General features: G+C 55.2%; 16 protein-coding genes, 1 tRNA gene and 1 pseudogene. 4 read left to right on the top strand and 14 right to left on the bottom strand.

Features of this window, described 5'->3' with window-relative positions:
- Positions 1–240: 240 nt before the first annotated feature.
- The 7 genes and pseudogenes from EOK75_RS04020 to EOK75_RS03990 all read right to left on the bottom strand — a co-directional run bounded on the left by EOK75_RS04020 (position 241) and on the right by EOK75_RS03990 (position 7,021).
- Positions 241–1,248 carry a formylglycine-generating enzyme family protein gene (locus EOK75_RS04020; RefSeq protein WP_168199140.1) on the bottom strand — a complete coding sequence of 336 codons (1,008 nt, stop codon included), beginning with the start codon at positions 1,246–1,248 and terminating at the stop codon, positions 241–243.
- Positions 1,249–1,419: 171 nt separating this feature from the next.
- The gene (locus EOK75_RS04015; protein WP_137192686.1) at positions 1,420–2,379 is read right to left on the bottom strand and encodes an IS481 family transposase; all 960 of its coding nucleotides are present in this window, start codon (positions 2,377–2,379) and stop codon (positions 1,420–1,422) included.
- Between the two features lie 73 nt (positions 2,380–2,452).
- On the bottom strand, positions 2,453–2,662 hold the full coding sequence (locus EOK75_RS04010) for a hypothetical protein (RefSeq protein WP_137192685.1): 210 nt from the start codon (positions 2,660–2,662) through the stop codon (positions 2,453–2,455).
- Between the two features lie 394 nt (positions 2,663–3,056).
- Positions 3,057–4,329 (bottom strand): annotated as a pseudogene (locus EOK75_RS04005) (IS256 family transposase).
- Positions 4,330–4,469: 140 nt separating this feature from the next.
- Positions 4,470–5,557 (bottom strand): IS3 family transposase gene (locus EOK75_RS04000; protein WP_137192138.1). Its coding sequence is split into 2 segments (ribosomal slippage): positions 4,470–5,296 and positions 5,296–5,557, totalling 1,089 coding nucleotides; the frame shifts between segments, so codons are not numbered across the junction.
- Positions 5,558–5,984: 427 nt separating this feature from the next.
- Positions 5,985–6,521 carry a TetR/AcrR family transcriptional regulator gene (locus tag EOK75_RS03995; protein ID WP_276612531.1) on the bottom strand — a complete coding sequence of 179 codons (537 nt, stop codon included), beginning with the start codon at positions 6,519–6,521 and terminating at the stop codon, positions 5,985–5,987.
- A gap of 35 nt (positions 6,522–6,556) precedes the next feature.
- Entirely contained in the window at positions 6,557–7,021 is a 465-nt protein-coding gene (locus tag EOK75_RS03990; protein ID WP_137192683.1) for a nuclear transport factor 2 family protein, read from the bottom strand.
- Between the two features lie 588 nt (positions 7,022–7,609).
- Between EOK75_RS03990 and EOK75_RS03985 the strand changes: the two genes are divergently transcribed.
- Both EOK75_RS03985 and EOK75_RS03980 read left to right on the top strand, forming a co-directional pair.
- Positions 7,610–8,739 (top strand): IS3 family transposase gene (locus EOK75_RS03985; RefSeq protein ID WP_137192223.1). Its coding sequence is split into 2 segments (ribosomal slippage): positions 7,610–7,856 and positions 7,856–8,739, totalling 1,131 coding nucleotides; the frame shifts between segments, so codons are not numbered across the junction.
- Between the two features lie 26 nt (positions 8,740–8,765).
- Positions 8,766–9,095, top strand: coding sequence for a carboxymuconolactone decarboxylase family protein (locus EOK75_RS03980; RefSeq protein WP_205965478.1), 330 nt, complete (start codon positions 8,766–8,768; stop codon positions 9,093–9,095).
- A 131-nt stretch (positions 9,096–9,226) separates the two neighbouring features.
- On the opposite strand, the gene EOK75_RS03975 is transcribed toward EOK75_RS03980, so the two are convergent.
- The 7 genes from EOK75_RS03975 to EOK75_RS03940 all read right to left on the bottom strand — a co-directional run bounded on the left by EOK75_RS03975 (position 9,227) and on the right by EOK75_RS03940 (position 15,866).
- Positions 9,227–10,021 (bottom strand): glucose 1-dehydrogenase, encoded by a 795-nt coding sequence (locus EOK75_RS03975; protein ID WP_137192681.1) that lies wholly within the window; start codon positions 10,019–10,021, stop codon positions 9,227–9,229.
- Positions 10,022–10,619: 598 nt separating this feature from the next.
- The gene (locus EOK75_RS03965; protein ID WP_137192679.1) at positions 10,620–11,816 is read right to left on the bottom strand and encodes an IS91 family transposase; all 1,197 of its coding nucleotides are present in this window, start codon (positions 11,814–11,816) and stop codon (positions 10,620–10,622) included.
- A 12-nt stretch (positions 11,817–11,828) separates the two neighbouring features.
- Positions 11,829–12,716, bottom strand: coding sequence for a tyrosine-type recombinase/integrase (locus EOK75_RS03960; RefSeq protein WP_137192357.1), 888 nt, complete (start codon positions 12,714–12,716; stop codon positions 11,829–11,831).
- Positions 12,717–12,961: 245 nt separating this feature from the next.
- Positions 12,962–13,243 (bottom strand): site-specific integrase, encoded by a 282-nt coding sequence (locus EOK75_RS03955; RefSeq protein ID WP_205965477.1) that lies wholly within the window; start codon positions 13,241–13,243, stop codon positions 12,962–12,964.
- Positions 13,244–13,251: 8 nt separating this feature from the next.
- Positions 13,252–13,389 carry a hypothetical protein gene (locus EOK75_RS21025; RefSeq protein WP_205965476.1) on the bottom strand — a complete coding sequence of 46 codons (138 nt, stop codon included), beginning with the start codon at positions 13,387–13,389 and terminating at the stop codon, positions 13,252–13,254.
- A gap of 903 nt (positions 13,390–14,292) precedes the next feature.
- A complete protein-coding gene (locus tag EOK75_RS03945; protein WP_137192677.1) occupies positions 14,293–15,627 on the bottom strand; it encodes a DUF6538 domain-containing protein in 1,335 nt (444 codons plus the stop codon).
- A gap of 149 nt (positions 15,628–15,776) precedes the next feature.
- Positions 15,777–15,866 (bottom strand) — tRNA-Ser (locus EOK75_RS03940).
- 306 nt (positions 15,867–16,172) lie between these two features.
- On the opposite strand from EOK75_RS03940, the gene EOK75_RS03935 reads away from it, so the two are divergent.
- Complete coding sequence (locus EOK75_RS03935; RefSeq protein WP_137192676.1) at positions 16,173–17,045, top strand: DUF2059 domain-containing protein; 873 nt, start codon at positions 16,173–16,175, stop codon at positions 17,043–17,045.
- A gap of 208 nt (positions 17,046–17,253) precedes the next feature.
- Positions 17,254–17,736 carry a 50S ribosomal protein L21 gene (rplU, locus tag EOK75_RS03930; RefSeq protein ID WP_137192675.1) on the top strand — a complete coding sequence of 161 codons (483 nt, stop codon included), beginning with the start codon at positions 17,254–17,256 and terminating at the stop codon, positions 17,734–17,736.
- Positions 17,737–17,740 lie beyond the last annotated feature (4 nt).

The raw sequence follows: 17,740 nt of genomic DNA, 5'->3' as shown, positions 1-17,740 counted from the left end.
GCATGCACCCGGGGTGATCTCAAAAGAAGGCTGTGGCGAAAGCAGAACGGCTCAGAAAACAACTGTCATCAAATCCGCAACTATGCGGCCGGATGCGTATGTCAAAAAGCACTTGACTGAGACGTCCCCGTTACCGAAGTCCTGACCCTAGGCAATAAAGCAGTTAAATCAGAATGTGGAAAGTTATCATACAGGCCAAATGCCCCATTACTCGAATCAAATCTTTGACTTGACATTATTCTACTCTCCAATTTTGAATTGCCTTAGAACACGAAACCCTAAATCATCATCGCGATATGTTTTTTCTGGGCGTGTGCGGGCGGCAAGACGTGCAAGATCCATGCCGCCTCTGAATGACCCCCCCTTGCTTACCTGTCTTTCACAACCAACTTGCGATTGCGCAAGATAGGCGCTGCCTGTCGGTAAGCCCAGGTGCTCGTCTGACCAACAAGATTGGGTCAATTCACTTACGTTCCCAGACATATGCCGCAAGCCCCAGACATTCGCCGCCTCAAGATCATCGACGGGCACAGGAATTCGGCGGTTCTCAAGTTCGGGCATCGGAATGCCGCGTAACTGTTCAGTCCCAGCACGCGAAAAATTCGCCTGCTTTGCAGTCAAATCATCACCCTGTGCGAACCGTGTTTCGGTTCCGGCTCGTGCGGCATATTCCCATTCCGCCTCTGTTGGCAAACGGTAAACTTCGGCACCGACCATGCTATTGAGCCATGCCACATAGTCCAACGCGTCAAGATAGGATACATTGATAACGGGGTGTTTCGGTCCTAACTGTTTCTTCCCGTTTAGCCCCAGAACCCAGTGGTTGGGAACATATGTGCAAGCCTTTGCTTCAATGCAAGCCATCCATTCAGCACTCGTTACCTCATTCCGACCCATTGCAAAGGGAGTGTCCATCGTAACCGAGAGGCGGGGGTGTTCAAAAGGAATGATGTTAATCTCATCAGGTCCACGCCGCCGCATTTTTGCATCTTTGCCATAGATATCAAACGGATTGCGGGATTCGCCGTCTTTGGCACCCATCATGAAAGAGCCGAGCGGCAGGGTAATCATTTCGGGGCAGAGATCGCATTCGCGAAACTGTTCCAACGGTATCACCGTTTGCCCATTTGTGAGTTTATAGTAAATTGTGTCGTCGGCCGCCTTAGCAACCACGGAAAGGAAAAAAGAAACCGCAAAGAACAAGCAAAGGACGATCACAATCCTACTTTGTTCAAGATATATACTCAATAGTTCTATCTTAGCCTTTGGCATCTGAAATCAAGTCACTATTATAGCAAATCTTAGGCACATTATCTGTAACGCTGGGGATATTGAGATCAAAATATTGAGCCATTCCACAACTTCATTCTCCTATTAGTAATCCGAACGAAGCTAGCAATCTTTTCGAAGTTGCACAACCTAGGTGTTTAGTCCCGGCATCTGGTGGATCGGATTTAAGATGAATCTTTCTGGCTCGGATGTCCAGATTTTGCAGATGTATTCGTAAGGTGTGAGGCCACCGAGGGTCTTGAGTCTGCGCGCGAAGTTGTAGGCTGCCATGAAGTCCGCCAAATGGGTGCGCAGTTGGTCGTGGTCATCGTAGTGGAAACGCTTGACCGTCGCGTCTTTGATCGTGCGGTTCATGCGCTCCACCTGACCGTTGGTCCACGGATGGTTTGGCTTGGTAAGGCGATGTTCGATACCGTTGGCCTCACAGATCATGTCGAAGCGCATTGGCCTTGAATATGCGGTGTTGCGATTGCGCGGTTGCTCAGCGAACTGGATGCCGTTGTCGGTCAAAATGGTGTGGACGTGATAAGGCACGGCTTCGAGCATGAGCTGTAAGAACTCCCAGGCGGTCTTCCTGTCTGCCTTCTCGACGAGTTGGGTCACGGCAAACTTGCTTGTTCGGTCAATGCCCACAAAGAGATAAAGCTTGCCCTCCGCCGTCTGAACCTCGGCGATGTCTATGTGGAAGAAACCGATAGGATAGCGCTTGAACTTCTGACGCTTTGGCTTGTCACCCTCCACATCAGGCAGCCGAGAGATGCCATGACGCTGGAGGCAGCGATGCAGCGCCGAACGCGTCAGATGCGGGATCGTTGGTTGAAGAGTATAAAGACAATCGTCCAGCGGCAACAAGGTGTGCCGTCTGAATGCGACGATGGTGGCCTCCTCAGCTTCGGTCAAGACCGTTGACCGAGGCTCTTTCGGTCCAGTCTTAAGGTCTTCAACAGTCTGGCGTTTGCGCCACTTCGCTACAGTTTTGGGGTTGATGCCCAGCTCCTTGCTCAGCTCCGCGAGCGAAGCTTGCGATCGCTGTATTGCAGCTCTGACGGCGTGCGTGGTCGTGGCGCTCCCGTGACGAACTTGTCCCATAATGCTTCCTTCCATTCCTGAGAAAGGATCGCACCATCAAACCATGGGATCAAACACCTAGGATCCAGACTCATCAATAGTCAGCCCATTGATCAATAACGAGCTTTCCTGAGCGCTGGCTGTTTGAGCCACGGCCTGCGATAGCGAGATAAAACAACATCCCAAAGCCAGTGAAAAGCCTGACCTCAAAAAAAAACGAAACAACTGTTTCGTAGGTCTTATCACAAAAAATCCACCATGTAGTGAGATCAACATTTATGCCATATTTGTAATCAGGCATCATTGGGTGTCAACCATGAAAACACTTGGTAATCTCCTCGTTTTAAAGGGCTTCGACAGATAGAACGACATGTTGTCAAACACATAGGCGGTGCTCCCCGTCAGTTTTGCCATCAAGCCCGCCCGCCCGCCGCCAAGGGAGTGCCGGTTAAGGTGATCGTTGCTTCCGGATTGGCCTGCTGCACTTGGTAATAGAACTCGGCAGCCAGTTCACCTGCGCGGACAAGTACCTTGAGCCGGTCGTCCAGCCGGTGAGCGCATCGCCCATCCGGTAGAACCGGATGACGTTCTTCGCAGGCTGGCGTTTTCGAGATAGGTCTGCATGGCTCAGAGCATGCGTAATTGGGCTACCCTCTGTTCTGAGGGAGCTATTGTCAAATCTGGTGTCCACGGATTTTTCATGCGGCGGCCTGATCCTGGTTTGATGGCTTGATGCCGTTTACGAAATCGACGCCTTGTATGACGTCGGCGAGATAGGCAAAGCCGCGCAGCTTGCGCCAGCTTTTCTCGGCGCTTTGACCGAGCTTGAACATCATATGCAACATGCCGTCTCTGCTGAGGCAGCCCTTGGTACGTTTTGTTCGGTGCCGGATTGTGGCGAAGGCGCTTTCGATCGGGTTCGATGTGCGGATGCTCTGCCAATGTTGGGCGGGGAAGTCATAAAAAGCCAACAGCTCGTCACGATCCCGCATCAGGCATTCGGTGGCCTTTGGGTATTTTGCGTCGAAAGTTTCAATGAATAAATCGAATGATGCATGCGCATCCTCACGGGTTTCCGCCTGCCAAATGTCATGTAGCATCTTTCGGGCCTTGGGCTGGGTCCGCTTGGGCAGGTAGTTCAGCACATTGGCGGACTTGTGAACCCAGCAGCGTTGCTGACGGGTGCATGGGTGGGTCTCCTCCAAGGCGACCCAGAAGCCCATTGCGCCGTCGCCGATGGCGAGTTTCGGGGTGGAAAGCCCACGACTTTTCAGGCCGAGAAGCACTTCGCGCCAGCTCTAGGTGCTTTCCCTTACGCCATCTTCAATGGCGAGGAAATGCTTCTCACCACGGGCGTTGACGCCGATTACAACGAGTACGCAGAGCCGATCATCTGTCCCGCGCAAACCGTTGCGCCGGAGGCGCACCTTTGGTGCGACAGATGCCGTCTGCCCAGATGTAGACCCATTCATCGCGGCTCAGATCGGCTTTACGCCAGTCATTGTATTCCTCTGCCCATTGCCCCTTCAGGCGGGAGATCGTCTTCGCGGAAAAGCCGGTAGCCTCAGGGCCAAGGAGTACTTTGAGCGCGGCGTCCATTTCGCCCGAAGAAATCCCCTTCAAGTACAACCAGGGCAACGCCGCCTCGATGGACCTGGCTTTGCGCACGTAGGGCGGAACAAGTGCAGAGCGGAACGTGACCGGTTTGCCGTCCTTGGCCCGGACCTTTGGCACTTTGACGGTCACGGGACCGATCCCGGTTTGTACGGCCCGTTCCGGATGATACCCACTGCCGACCACGGCGGCGCGTCCGTCCGCTGTGCGTCGTTCGGAAAACTCGGCGAGAAAGGCGTCACGTTCGGCTTCAATAGCAGCCTGCAGCAATTCCCGAGCGCCTTTGCGCAAGAGATCTGTCAGCGGGTCAGTGATCGTATCTCGACCGGTGAAATTGATGATGGTAGTGTCGTCCATGGTGGTGCGTCCTCGAATGGTTGGCTGGATGTGTTGCAACACCAATCCAACCAGATGCACCGCCGTCATTCAAATCACCCGGACACCAGATTCACTCATAGGGTAATCGCCCCCTTTTTAACGGGGTGCATCTGTAGAACTTACGCGGCCATTTTCAGTTTCATAGCGGGTGTGATGCCGCCGATGCCCATGTTCGGGCGGTCGTTGTTATATGTCCAGAGCCATTGTGTGGCCTGATCCTGAGCCTCCTCGATGCTTTCGATGATGTATTGATCCAGCCATTCATGCCGAACCGTCCGGTTGTAGCGCTCGACATAGGCGTTCTGCTGGGGCTGTCCGGGTTGGATGTGCTGGATCGTAACACTATGTTTCTCAGCCCATTTTCTCAGTGTTTCGCTGATATATTCCGGCCCATTGTCGACCCTGATCGTGCCCGGTTTTCCGCGCCATTCGATAATGCGATCAAGGCTGCGGATGACCCGTTCGGCAGGGAGCGAGAAATCAACCTCGATCCCCAGCCCTTCGCGGTTGAAGTCGTCCAACACATTCAAAAGCCGAAAAGCCCTGCCGTCGCCGAGGCGATCCGCCATGAAGTCCATGGACCAGGTCACATTCGGTCTGTTCGGGACCGCCAGAACGTCAGGCTTCTCCCGTTTCAGCCGCTTGCGCGGCTTGATGCGCAGGTTCAGTTCCAGCTCACAGTAGATCCGGTAGACCCGCTTGTGGTTCCACGGATGCCCCTTCACGTTGCGCAAATGCAGGAAACACAGGCCAAATCCCCAAGTCTTGCGCGCATCCGTCAGCCCTGTCAGCAGATCGGCGATCACCTCGTTCTCGTCTTTCAGCTTCGGGCTGTAACGATAGCAGGTCTCGCTGACCTCGAAGGCCCGGCACGCCAGCGCGATGCTGACGCCCCGTCGCTCTACCGCCGTTTCGGCCATCTCGCGGCGCTGAGATGGCCCCGTTACTTTTTTCCGAGGGCTTCCTTCAATAAGTCCGCCTGCATGCTCAGATCTGCATACATCCGCTTCAGCCTGCGGTTCTCTTCCTCCATGGCTTTCATCTGGCTGACCATGGATGCATCCATGCCACCATACTTCGCACGCCATTTGTAAAACGACGCATTGCTCATGCCATGTTCACGGCAAAGCTCGGCCACCGGCACACCACCTTCGGCTTGGCGCAGGATCGCAAGGATCTGGGGTTCGCTATATCTGGTCATTTTCATTCAAAATCTCCTCGTTCATCTTGCCGAGAAAATTCTACTTCCGCAGCCCCTTACTTTCGGGGGGGATTACCGGCAGACTCGCCAAAACCGGCACCTTATCCAGTTCAGCGCGGACTCACCCAGATCATGCGGTCAGCAGCTACGAAGGAAAATAAAATAGACAGCATGCAAGCATGGGCGGGGCAAAGTGCCGGAATGGCTCAAGCAAAATCAGCAACACAAATCACTCAGGACATTTGGCGATCCGCAAAATCTCTTTGAACTGTGATGGCTCAGTTTCAACACTTTAAGCAGTCTTGTTGCATTTGAATGAGTGCCAAAAACCGCCGTTTTTGGCACAGCCCTAAGGTCCGGTGTGCGGGACATTCACTCTAACGCAGCACCCGCGCGAACCGCCATTCTGCTTTCGACGCGCATGGCTTCCGTCTTAAGAAGTTATTGTTTCCATCAAAGTCGAGTGCTGCCTGCAAAGAACGCGGTGGAAAACTGTGTCGTCATCCAAGGCTCGTGCCAATACGATCGCTCCCTGTATGCCGGACACTGCTTCTTCAGCGAGCTGCCTTGCAAGATCAGGGGAAACATTCCCGACTTCGAGGCAATGAGACAGCGCTGAAATCCACCGCGCAAAGTATTTCCTCGTCGTAATGGCAAACGCAGCACCGGAGGCGTTCAGTCCCAGACAACCAACAAGGCATACCCGCCTGCCGGATCGGAAATAGGCTGTTACGTCATCGATCATGGACGAGATCGCCTCTGCGGGATCTTGGACCTGCTCCAATGGCAAGAAGATCTTTTCGGTGAACCAATGGTCGATGTCGGCAAGGACGGCCTCCATCATTTCTTCCTTCCCGCCTGGAAAGAAGTTGTAGAGGCTGCCTTTGCCGAGGCCGGTTGCCTTCGTCAGCGTGGCCAAGCTAGCGCCCTCGAAACCATACTCGCGAAAAGTCTCCGCCAACGCTGGCACCGCGCTGACGCGATCAGTGAGGACGCGTTTGGAACTCACAGGCCCAGATCGCTCAATGAGGCATGGCCATCCGGGCGCCGCCCAATAGGCCAGTGAAACAGACGCTCCGCCTCGGTGATCGGCATTTCGTTAATGCTGGCATGGCGGTTCGACATTAATCCGTTATCAGCAAAAAGCCAGTTTTCGTTTCCGTATGCACGAAACCACTGCCCGCTGTCATCACGATATTCGTAGGCATAGCGAACTGCAATACGGTTGCCGGTGAACGCCCACAGTTCCTTAATGAGACGGTATTCGTGCTCTTTATTCCACTTGCGCTCCAAAAATGCTTGAGCCTCTTGTCGGTTAGTTGCGAACTCGGCTCGGTTACGCCAGTGCGTATCGACAGTGTATGCGAGAGCGACCTTGGCCGCATTGCGCGTGTTCCAGCCATCTTCGGCTAAGCGAACCTTCTCGACCGCCGTTTCATAGCTGAAGGGGGGCATCGGGGGACGGGACATGTCATTTCCTTTTACAGTGTAAGTGATGCTGGCAAAAACCAGGTCGTGAGGACTTGCAAAAAGAGCGGTTAGGAATGTTCGAAGCTGCCAGCAATTTTTTCGCTGAAGGCCTAAATGTTTTACCGTTCAGTACAACTCTTTACCAATCGGTACAACTGGATTCCTTAGCTGTCAACCGGTACTTTCAGGCGTTTTCCGAATGACGATATTGTGGGGATCACCGACGGGCAGCTAAGGGCTCACTGCTGACATTGACCACGTTAGTCCTATCCTTCCAAAAACAAGCGTTTGCTGCGCCGTCCCAAGATACGTTATGCGGACGAAGCCGTCTTTGACGTCGTTCGCCCTTTAGGCTACATGGGAAAAACTTCAAGGAGCATAACATTGACCGAAACAGGCCGTATCTCGCCGCAAGAGGTTTCACCCGAGACCTACAAAGCTATCGCTGCCGTAGACCAGAATCTCTACGGGTCGTCTCTTGGCAAGCCCTTGATCGAATTAGTTAAGGTTCGCGTTTCGCAGATCTGGTCTTGCCACGGTTTAGTTCCGGTCTCTTTCGAGCAATGCTTGCTATGAAGGAGATTAAGAATGGCAACGAGATACACAGACGAGTTTCGGCGTGATGCAGTGCGCATTGCGGTTACAAGCGGCCTAACACGACCCCAAGTTGCATCAGATTTGGGCGTGGGTCTTTCGACTTTGAACAAGTGGGTTCAGAAGCATCAGCATGACGATCTGATGTCGGGTCCTCACGAGGACGTCGAAAAGGAGAATGCACGCCTTCGCAAGGAAGTCCGGCTGCTGCGCGAGGAGAGGGAAGTGTTAAAAAAGGCGGCAATCTTCTTTGCGGGCCAAAGCCGATGAGGTTTGCTTTCGTCGATGCCTGGAAAGAAGTTTGGCCTGTGAAATTTCTCTGCCGTATCATGCAGGTCACATCGCGGGGGTTTCGTGCATGGCGAAGCCGCCCAATGAGCCGCAGGCAGCGCGATGATATGGTGATCCTGGCCCATATCCGTGAACAACACCGTCTCAGCCTGCAAACCTATGGCCGCCCCCGTATGACCGAAGAGCTGCAGGAGTTGGGACTGCAGGTCGGGCACCGACGCGTAGGTCGTTTGATGCGTGAGAACGATATCAAGATCATCAGATCCCAGAAATACAAGGCTACGACTGACAGCAACCACACGTTCAACATTGCGCCCAATCTACTGGATCAGAATTTCTCTGCGGATGGTCCAAACCAAAAATGGGCGGGTGACATATCCTATATTTGGACGAGTGAAGGCTGGCTCTATCTGGCCGTCATCCTTGATCTGTATTCTCGGCGCGTCATTGGTTGGGCTGTCAGCAACCGGATGAAACGCGACTTGGCGATCCGAGCGCTGGATATGGCAGTGGCCCTACGGCAACCACCGAAGGGCTGTATTCATCATACGGATCGCGGATCGCAATACTGTTCACATGACTATCAGAAGCGTCTTTCGGAGCATGGCTTCAAAGTATCGATGAGCGGAAAAGGAAATTGCTACGATAATTCCATGGTGGAAACGTTCTTCAAATCCATCAAGGCAGAGCTGATCTGGCGGAACCGCTGGGAAACCAGACGCCAAGCCGAGGGGGCGATATTCCAATATATCAATGGGTTCTATAATCCACGGCGGCGGCATTCGTCGTTAGGTGGCAAAAGCCCCTTGGCCTTCGAACGAAAGGCTGCCTAAATGAGTTGAGAGGCCGGAACGTAAGCGTGACAAGACCAATCAACGGATGCGCTTTTTGCCTCGATATGCATAGCCAAGCAGCGATCAGGGCGGGTGTATCAGAACGTAAGCTCATCCTGCTCAATGGCTGGGATGAAGCCGCGATCTGGTCGGAGCGAGAGCGGGCGGCACTCGGCTGGGCTGATGCCGTTACAAAGATCGGTGAAAGTCGTGCCGCTGATACGGCCTATGATCCTTTGGTTGATCTCTTCGACCAGAAAGAGATTGCAGATTTGACTATGCTGATTGGCCTGATGAACCTCTGGAACCGCCTCGCGATTGCCATGCGCTATCAGATTCGGCCTGAAGCTAGCTAGGAACGAAACGCTTAAGCGCGCGAAGGCTCGACGCGGTCATTCGTGCGCTTGTTCTACCGCTCCAAAGAGGAGGGTTTTTGGAGCCGGAATTGCGTGAGGGCAGGGATGAGACACTCCCCGCCCTCGGTTTTTCAGCTACCGGGTGTAGCCGCCGATCCCGCAAGGATACCTCCATCAACCGTGAGTTCTGCTCCGGTCATGTAGGCGGCATCATCAGAGGCCAACAGGACAGCAATCGCGGCGACTTCTTCCGGCTCTCCAAAACGCCGCATAGGCGTATCAGCAACCATCGCAGCCTCACGTTCCGCCCGATCAGGACCAGTGCCGAGCATTGGCTCCCACATCGGGGTCATGATCGCCGCTGGGTGGATTGAATTGCAGCGGATATTCAGACTCTGGCCCGCGCAATACAGCGCCACGCTTTTTGTATGATTTCGTATCGCGGCTTTGGATGACGCATAGGCCACGGCCATTGGTATCCCGACAAGCCCCGAGCGCGACGAAATATTGATGATAGAGCCAGCGCCCTTTTCGCGCATGGCGCGAATTGCATAGCGACAACCGAGAAATGTGCCGTCAAGGTTTACGGCGTGGACAGCGTGCCAGTCTGCAAGCTGTGCATTTTCAGGGTCGTGGGCGGGTGGTGGGCCGTCGAACGGACCTTCCAGACCTGTGACGCCCGCGTTATTCACAACCACATCAAGGGTTGGAAATTTTTCCGCGATAGCAGTCCAGTCTGCCTCTGAAGCAACGTCGAGGCGAGCGAAGGTCGCGCCGATTTCATCAGCGGTCGCTTGACCACCTTCAACATTGATATCGGTGACAATGACTTCTGCACCTTCATTCACGAATGCACGGGCAATGGCCGCGCCAATACCGCGTGCGGCACCGGTCACGAGGGCGGTTTTTCCAGTTAGTTTAGGCATAGGGTTTCCTTTGGGGAATTGAAGACGGATTTCGAGCGCCGTTCACCTGAAGCGGTGCGCTCGTCAAAGGCGGTTAGCCGGATTACCGGTGGCGCTTGTCCATCGTCATTCACTCCCAAATTGGTATCTACACTATATTTGTCGCTGATCGAACATTCAAGAAGGGCCGGAAGTTGCCATTCAAAAGAGTTCCAAAAACGACCGTTTGTTGAACGGTTCGCTAAAACCGACATTGGCGCACTTGCGGCGAAGGTCTGCAATCCTGAAGGTTTTTCGATGCGGGCCGCAGCATGACGTTGGCTGCCATGAGGTGGCGGCCCGCGTTGACAAACCTCGGAAGGAGGAAGCCGCGGGGGTCTGGGATCAGCCTATGGGGAAAGACCTCTGACGGTCGGGGCTGTGTCCGCAGCTGGCGTGAGGCTGGAAGGAGCCTGGACCCATTTTGCAACTGGGTCCAGGCGCATGGCCTGCGGATTTATCGACACTTGAAGGTTCGCAGGGCGTATCGGTCTACAGACCGGCGCGCTTTGCAAATGGCTTCCTGGCCGGAACTGCGGGGAGATCCGAGGTTTCATCAATGCGGTGATCGGGCGTTTCGTCATGCTGCCTGCTCCCTCGGTGGCGCGCGGGAACAGGGTTTCTGGCCGCGCCGGAAGATCTCAATGATGCGCATGGGGCCGCCGCAGCATGGGCAGGGTTCGCGCAGGGTGAGTGGCACGGTCTCGGTCTCCTGCTGCACGGCCTCGTGTTCAGGGCGCGGTGCCCCGAGCAGGGTGCGGATCTTCGCAATATTGGCCTTGCGGGTCGCGTTGGCCAGCAACCCATAGTGCCGGATGCGGTGGAAGCCATCGGGCAGGACATGGATCAGGAAGCGGCGTATGAACTCGGGGGTGGTCAACCGCATTACCTTTTGTCTGTCACCAGACTTGATGCGGTAATCGTTCCATCGGAAGGCGACCGTCTCTGCATCGGCGCTGACCAGACGGGTGTTGGAGATCGCCACCCTGTGGGTGTATCGGCTCAAATAGGCCAGCACCGCGTCAGGCCCGCCGAAGGGCGGTTTGGCATAGACGACCCATTCGGATTTGCGGAACGGCGCGAGCCAACGGGCAAAAGCATCGGCACCCGCCAGCCCGGTGAGATCGCCGAAGAAGGCCAACTCACCTGCGTGATGCAGAGCCATCAGTCCCTCCAGAAACAGGCGCCGGAACAGCCGGGAGAGCACCCGCACATGGAGAAAGAACCCCGGCCTGCAGGAGACCCACCGGGTACCGTCCGGCGACAGGCCACCGCCGGGAACGATCATGTGGACATGAGGGTGATGGGTCAGTGCTGAACCCCAAGTATGCAGCACACTGGTCATGCCAACCCGCGCGCCCAAGCGCTTCGGATCTGCGGCGATGGTTATCACCGTTTCGGCCGACGCCCTCAACAGCAAGCCATAGACCGCCTTCTTGTTCCAGTAGGCGATCTGCGCGATCTCGGTTGGCAGAGTGAAGACGACGTGGAAGTATTCGACCGGCAGCAGATCCTCGGCCCGTGCGGCCATCCAGTCCCGCGCCGCCGGACCCTGGCATTTGGGGCAGTGTCGGTTCTTGCAGGAATTGTAGGCGATATGGTGGTGGCCGCATTTGGCGCAGCCAGCCACATGCCCGCCGAGCGCCTCGGTCCGGCAGGCTTCAATCGCCGACATCACCTTGAGCTGGCTGAGGCTGATATGCCCGGCATTGGCCTGTCGCCACGCAGGGCCATGGGCACGGAAGATGTCAGCGATTTCCAGCTTTGGCCGGTTCACCGGCCACGATCACTACTCCAACCCTCGTCGAAGGGTTTCATCCTGCAATAGTTTCATATGCTCAAAGGGGCTCACGGTGCTTTGGATCGTCTTTGTCGCCACATGGGTGTAGCGCGCCGTGGTGGTCAGCTTGGCATGCCCGAGCAACACCTGGATCACCCGCACGTCCGTGTTCGCCTCCAGCAGATGCGTGGCGAAGCTGTGTCGCAATGTGTGCAGGGTCGCCAGTTTATTAATCCCTGCCATGTGTTTGGCTGAGGTGAAGGCCCGATTCAACTGGCGTGGCGAGAGCGGACTGATCTTCGGTTTGCCCGGAAATAGCCACCCCTCAGGGCGGGACTCGCGCCAATACTCCCGCAGCAGGTCCAGCAGGCTGGGCGACAGCATGGCCTTGCGATCGCGCCCGCCCTTGCCGTCATCGACATGGATCAGCATCCGATCGCTATCGATATCCTTGACCTTGAGGTTGCAGACCTCGGCGGCCCGTAATCCTGCACCATAGCTGATCCCAAGCGCTGCGCGATACTTGAGCCCCGGGCCAGGCACAGCGGCCATCAGGTCAGCCACCTCCTCGACGCTCAGGACAATTGGCAGTTTCCGGGGTTTGCGGTGGAACTGCATGAACCGCTTCATCTCTTCGCGACCGCAGGTGAAGCCGAAGAAGAACCGGAGCGAGATGATCCTGACGTTGTAGGTGCTTGCAGATACTCCGTCGTTGGTCATCTGTAACTGATACGCGCGCAGGTCTTTAGGGGTGGCTGTGTCAGGTGGCCGTCCGAGAAAGGCGGCAAAGTGCTTCACGTTCCGGATGTGGGCCTTCTGGGCCTTCTCGCCGAGGCCACGAATTTGCATGTCCTCAATCATGCGCTGACGCAGCGCGGTGGTCTTTTCCTCCTTCATGGGAACCTCCTGTCTGACGGTGGGAAAGACCCAGATCGTCAGCCCAGAAAGGCCAATCACAAAGTAAAATGCTGAAATGATCCTGAACGCCGCGACTGGGCGCCAATGCCGCGGAGCGGCTTAGTCCATCCGCCCCCTTGGCTGCGAGCAGGCCGAAGTTGCTTCGGCGCGAATCTGTGTCCATTTCAGCAAACCTCTCAGTGCGATTACGGCTGCACCACGCCAGAGCGGTGCCGGAGTTGTGGTCAGATCACCAGCGGCAGTTTTTCAACCACCATTCGCAGGATAGTTGGCGGCGTTGGTTTACTATAGTTACGCTCATGCGTGTCTTTGCCTTCGTGACCAATGAGGTCCCTAACCATCTTATCACTTACGCCGGGCAAATGTTCCAGTGCGCCTTGGACGTAGTGGCGCAAGCTATGAAACGACAGGCCCGAACCTTCTTCTCCAACGGTTTTGTCGACGATCTGACGCATCCGCCGACCAAGCTTGCGGCCATGTTTGCCGGTGGCACCTTCGTCGTCCAATATCTGGTTCAGAAGGTCTGTAAGACAAGGCTTTCGTCTTCCCGGATGCGGGTGAACCCGACCGCACGGATGTCGGATATGGCACCGTCCTTGTCCAGCCACTCTCTCACGGATGCAAGCATGCGTTGCAGGGGGTGGACCAGCAAATACTTTTTCCATTTTGGAGGTTCCCTTGCGGATTGTTGACAATACCTCAACCCTTCTCGGGTTTGACTTAAAACGGGAACTTGTAGGCACAACAAAGCTACGCGCAGCTGCTGCCCATTTTTCGATTTATGCGTTTGACGCTGCGTTGTTGCAGAACTCTGACCGATGGGGATTCACATCGTGAATCCTTCGTGGCCGGAGTTTTGCAACAACGCCGTTTTGCAGCAGGATAGCGGTTATTCCGTTTTTTGAAGGAAGGGAGAGTAAGGTTTTTTGAAGGAAGGGAGAGTAAGGTTTTTTGATTTTTTGGGTTTTTGAAAGCAAGAGAAAATGCGGATTTTTCTAATTGTTCAGTTTTGGAATTTTCAAAGGTATTATTTTGCACCGCTTTCAGGTCATAGTTTTTGATACTCTTTTTCAACCCACTGTTTATCCACACAAAAGACGCACTCCGATCCTTTTAGCACCGCCCTAAAGACCCTTTATGCCCTATATTGATGGCCAGACGGCTGGATTAATTCCCGGCCCCAAACACATCAATTTAAACCGTCCGGGCCTGTGCCGGAACGGGCAGGAGACCTCGGCCGATGGCACGGGACCGGACAAGATATGCATACGACAAGGGCGTGCCAGCAGCGCGGCCTGTCGGTATGTTGTCCGGCCTCGCGCCGTCTCGTCCAGATCCACCGACTACGACACAGCTGCGTATCCTGGCCTGCCTTCAAACCGTGGCCATTCTTCTGGAAAGCAATGATGCCTACCTGCCTATATTCTTGCGCCTGGAACGAGAGCTGGAGGCAGAGGCCGCGAAGCAAGAAATCATTGCACGCGCACGGACGTATCTTCCAAATCAAGTTTAAGCCGCTGTTTCGAAGTGCAAACAACAGGCCGGTTTCGACAAGTCATTTCAGATGATCAGGCACAGTAAGCATTACCTCCTGCGCGACCTGCAGGCGATCAGAGAGGCTCATGCCATCACCATAGGTCTCACGGCCGCGACGCCCTTTTAGCGAATGTCCCATCAGCTCGCCGCGGTCATCCGTTTGATAGCCCGCACGCTTCATGCGGCTTTCCCAGCTGTGGCGCGTGCCGCCAATTGTAACCCCTTGTGGCAATAATTCATGCTTGCGCATATATTTGTTAACGGCAGCACTGTAACTGCTCCCGTTTCTGTATCGTGGAAAACCCTCCGGGTGTCGTTTGGCCGCCGCCAGAGCAACCCCGACCAGTGGGATCTCCCGATGTGACGAGAGGTTTTTGACTTCGCGCCGCTCGTCAGGATCTTCCGAGGCTTCATGCGCAATCAAGAGATGCGGGATCGGATCGTCCAGTCGGATCGCCGAGGCGGGCAGGTTATAGATCTCGTTCTGACGGCAGCCCGTTTCGACAGAAATCAACAGAATGTCTCGCGCTTCATCATTCAGGCCATCCAGAGCGCCTGGCGCAAACCACTTGTCTGTGATCCAGGCGACGGGCACTTCGCGTTTCTGCGACGGTTGCGCGTGCCGGTCTTTGATCGAGACACCGGCATAGGGGCGCGGCGGATCCTCATGGTCGAGATCATCATAAAACCTCGACAGCATGCCGGACATATAGTTGAAGTCCTTGTTCGCGGTGTCCGCTGATTGCCCTTCCTTTGCAATACGGGCTTGCCACCATTTCTTATGCTTGCGGGCCTCGGCTGAACCGACGGATGCGACCGCGATGTCTCCGCCAATGGCGGAAATCAAATTATTGACAGCGCGTTGACGAGGTGACCGCCACAAACGCATCTGTTCTTTGTTCTTGTAGCGATTGTCATGTTCGGCAAGCGTTTCAACATGCTCTATCAAACCGGAAAGCAAAAGCCGCGGTTCTTCAACCGTGCCCAGAACAGCAGAGGCGACTACCTCATCCGGTGTCCCATCCGCGCGCTGCGCCGACTCGACACGCTCCAGAATCTCCTCCAAAGGGGCGGTTTCGAGTTTGTCGACCGAAAGAAACTGAAACCCGCGCATCGCTGCCAGTTGCTGCGCGGCACGAAACCTCTCAGCCGCATCCCCGTTGCGCCCGGCAAGGCGGGCTTCCCAGCCCTCGATATAGGCATTCCAGACACCGGCTGACTTTTGCATGGCAACACTATAGGAGTCGGTCTTGAGGCTCTCCCAAATCTCGGAACGAGGCTCAACAACCGCATACCGTTTGGGAACGCGCCGCTTTAAATACCAGGTCTTTCCGCGCAGGATTGGTTTCGACATGCCCAGTCCCCCAAAACATTTCGCCATGTGTAGCAAAATGTGGTGCAGAAAGGGTAGCAAAACAAGAGGCGGTCAATTCCCTTTGCGGGTCTGCAAGGCATAATGTGTTGTTTTTAATGGGAAATAAAAAAATAACGAGTCGAATTTAGTGGCGGAGAGACAGGGATTCGAACCCTGGGAACCCGTGAAGGCTCAACGGTTTTCGAGACCGCCCCGTTCGACCACTCCGGCACCTCTCCGCGGCGGGGATCGTCGGGCGGGATTTAGCTTGCCATGCGATGGGTTGCAAGCCTGTTTCTATGTGTAAACTCGATCGGATGTGATTTTTCTTGGATGGGTGGGCTTGCGATCTAAGTTTTGGGTTTTACTGCGTTCGGGCAAGGCCACTGAAAGATGGCGGCGCATGTGTTCGATTGGGGGAGCACCGAGGTTTTGTAATCCGGAGGCCTGATGACGCCTATTGTTGGTTGCTGTTTGCTGGACGGGTTGGCAATGAATTGCGGAGGCGCTAGGTATAAAGTCTCCTAACTTTGCGGACATAAACCATGCGTAGCGCTTCCCATTTTCTTTGTTGTGTCGCGGTGGCGTGCTGCTTTGGTGTGGCCCCCGTAGGGCAGGGCATGGCAGGCCCCTTACATCCGGTGCAGCAGACTGCCGACTCGATGACCGATCTGATGGATGTGTTGCAGATCGATGCAGTGCTGGATGTGATGCGGCTTGAAGGTTTGCGCTATGGTAGCGAGATGGAGGCAGACCTTTTTCCGGGGAAGGGCGGGGCGGCTTGGCAGCAGGGCGTCGCGCTGATCTATGATTTGCCGACAATGCGGACACGGTTCGAGATTGCCTTTGCGGCGCAGTTCGCGACGGGCGAAGAAGATATTCCGGCCATCATCGCCTTCTTTGGCACCGATCTGGGGCAGCGCATCCTGACGTTGGAGGTGGACGCCAGAACGTCGCTGATGGATGAGGCGGTGGAAGATGCGGCTGCGGCGCAGGTTGACGAGATGATGGCAGAGGCCGCGCCGCGGTTTGGCGTCTTGCAACAGTTCGCGGATGTTAACGAGCTGATCGACATGAATGTATCAGGTGCAATGAACTCCAACCTTGCCTTCTTTATGGGGATGGCCGAGGTGGGCGGCTTTGCGCGGGATATGAGCCAGCAAGAGATGCTGATGGATGTCTGGTCACAAGAACCCGACATCCGGGCCCAGACCGAAAGCTGGATTTACCCTTATCTCGTGCTCGCCTATGGCGCGCTCTCGGAGGCGGATATGGCGAAATACCTTGCCTTTTCGCAAAGCCCTGCGGGGCGGAAGCTCAATCTGGCATTGTTCGGGGCGTTCGATCAGGTTTTCGCGTCTATTTCGCATGATTTGGGGCGGGCGGCAGCCAGTCGGATGATTGGCGAGGATATTTAGGGTTTGGCGCGATAATGCCGCCTGAGGCACCTTGAGAAGGCTTGACTTTGGATGAGGCATTCGGGATAAGCGCACATCGGGGGCAAATGGCGACATTTGGCCCGGTTTATTATTGTCACGCCCGTTCAGGGCGCGCCGTCCGAAGGTAACTATGAACGCCGGATCTAGCCGGGGCCGCAGGACGCGAAGAAATGTAAAGGAAAGACCCATGTTCGCGGTCCTCAAGACAGGCGGCAAGCAATATAAAGTTCAGGCGGGGGATATCCTTCGTGTGGAAAAGCTTGACTGCGTTGCTGGTGATACAATCCAGTTCAATGAAATTCTGATGGTTGGTGGCGAAAAGCTGACTGTTGGCGCACCGCTGGTAGCGGGTGCTGGCGTTCAGGCCGAAGTGATCGAACAGATCAAAGGCCCCAAGGTCATCCACTATGTAAAGCGTCGCCGTAAGCACTCTAGCCAGCGGACCAAAGGCCATCGCCAGCACCTGACTTTGCTGCGCGTGACCGAAGTTCTGGCAACCGGCGCTGACAAGTCGGACGTTAAGGCAGCAACCGGCACAGCCGATGCACGCCGCGCAGCCCATAATGCTGATGCCGCTCCGGCAGCTAAGGCCCCTGCAAAGGCGAAAGCTGCTGCAAAGCCAAAAACAGCGAAACCAAAAGCGGCGAAAGCTGCTTCAAGCGAGGAGTAATCCC

Source organism: Pseudorhodobacter turbinis (genome assembly GCF_005234135.1).
Taxonomy (GTDB): Bacteria; Pseudomonadota; Alphaproteobacteria; order Rhodobacterales; family Rhodobacteraceae; genus Pseudorhodobacter; species Pseudorhodobacter turbinis.
The sequence above is the reverse complement of the archived record's forward strand: the minus strand, read 5'-3'. Positions and strand labels throughout refer to the sequence as shown.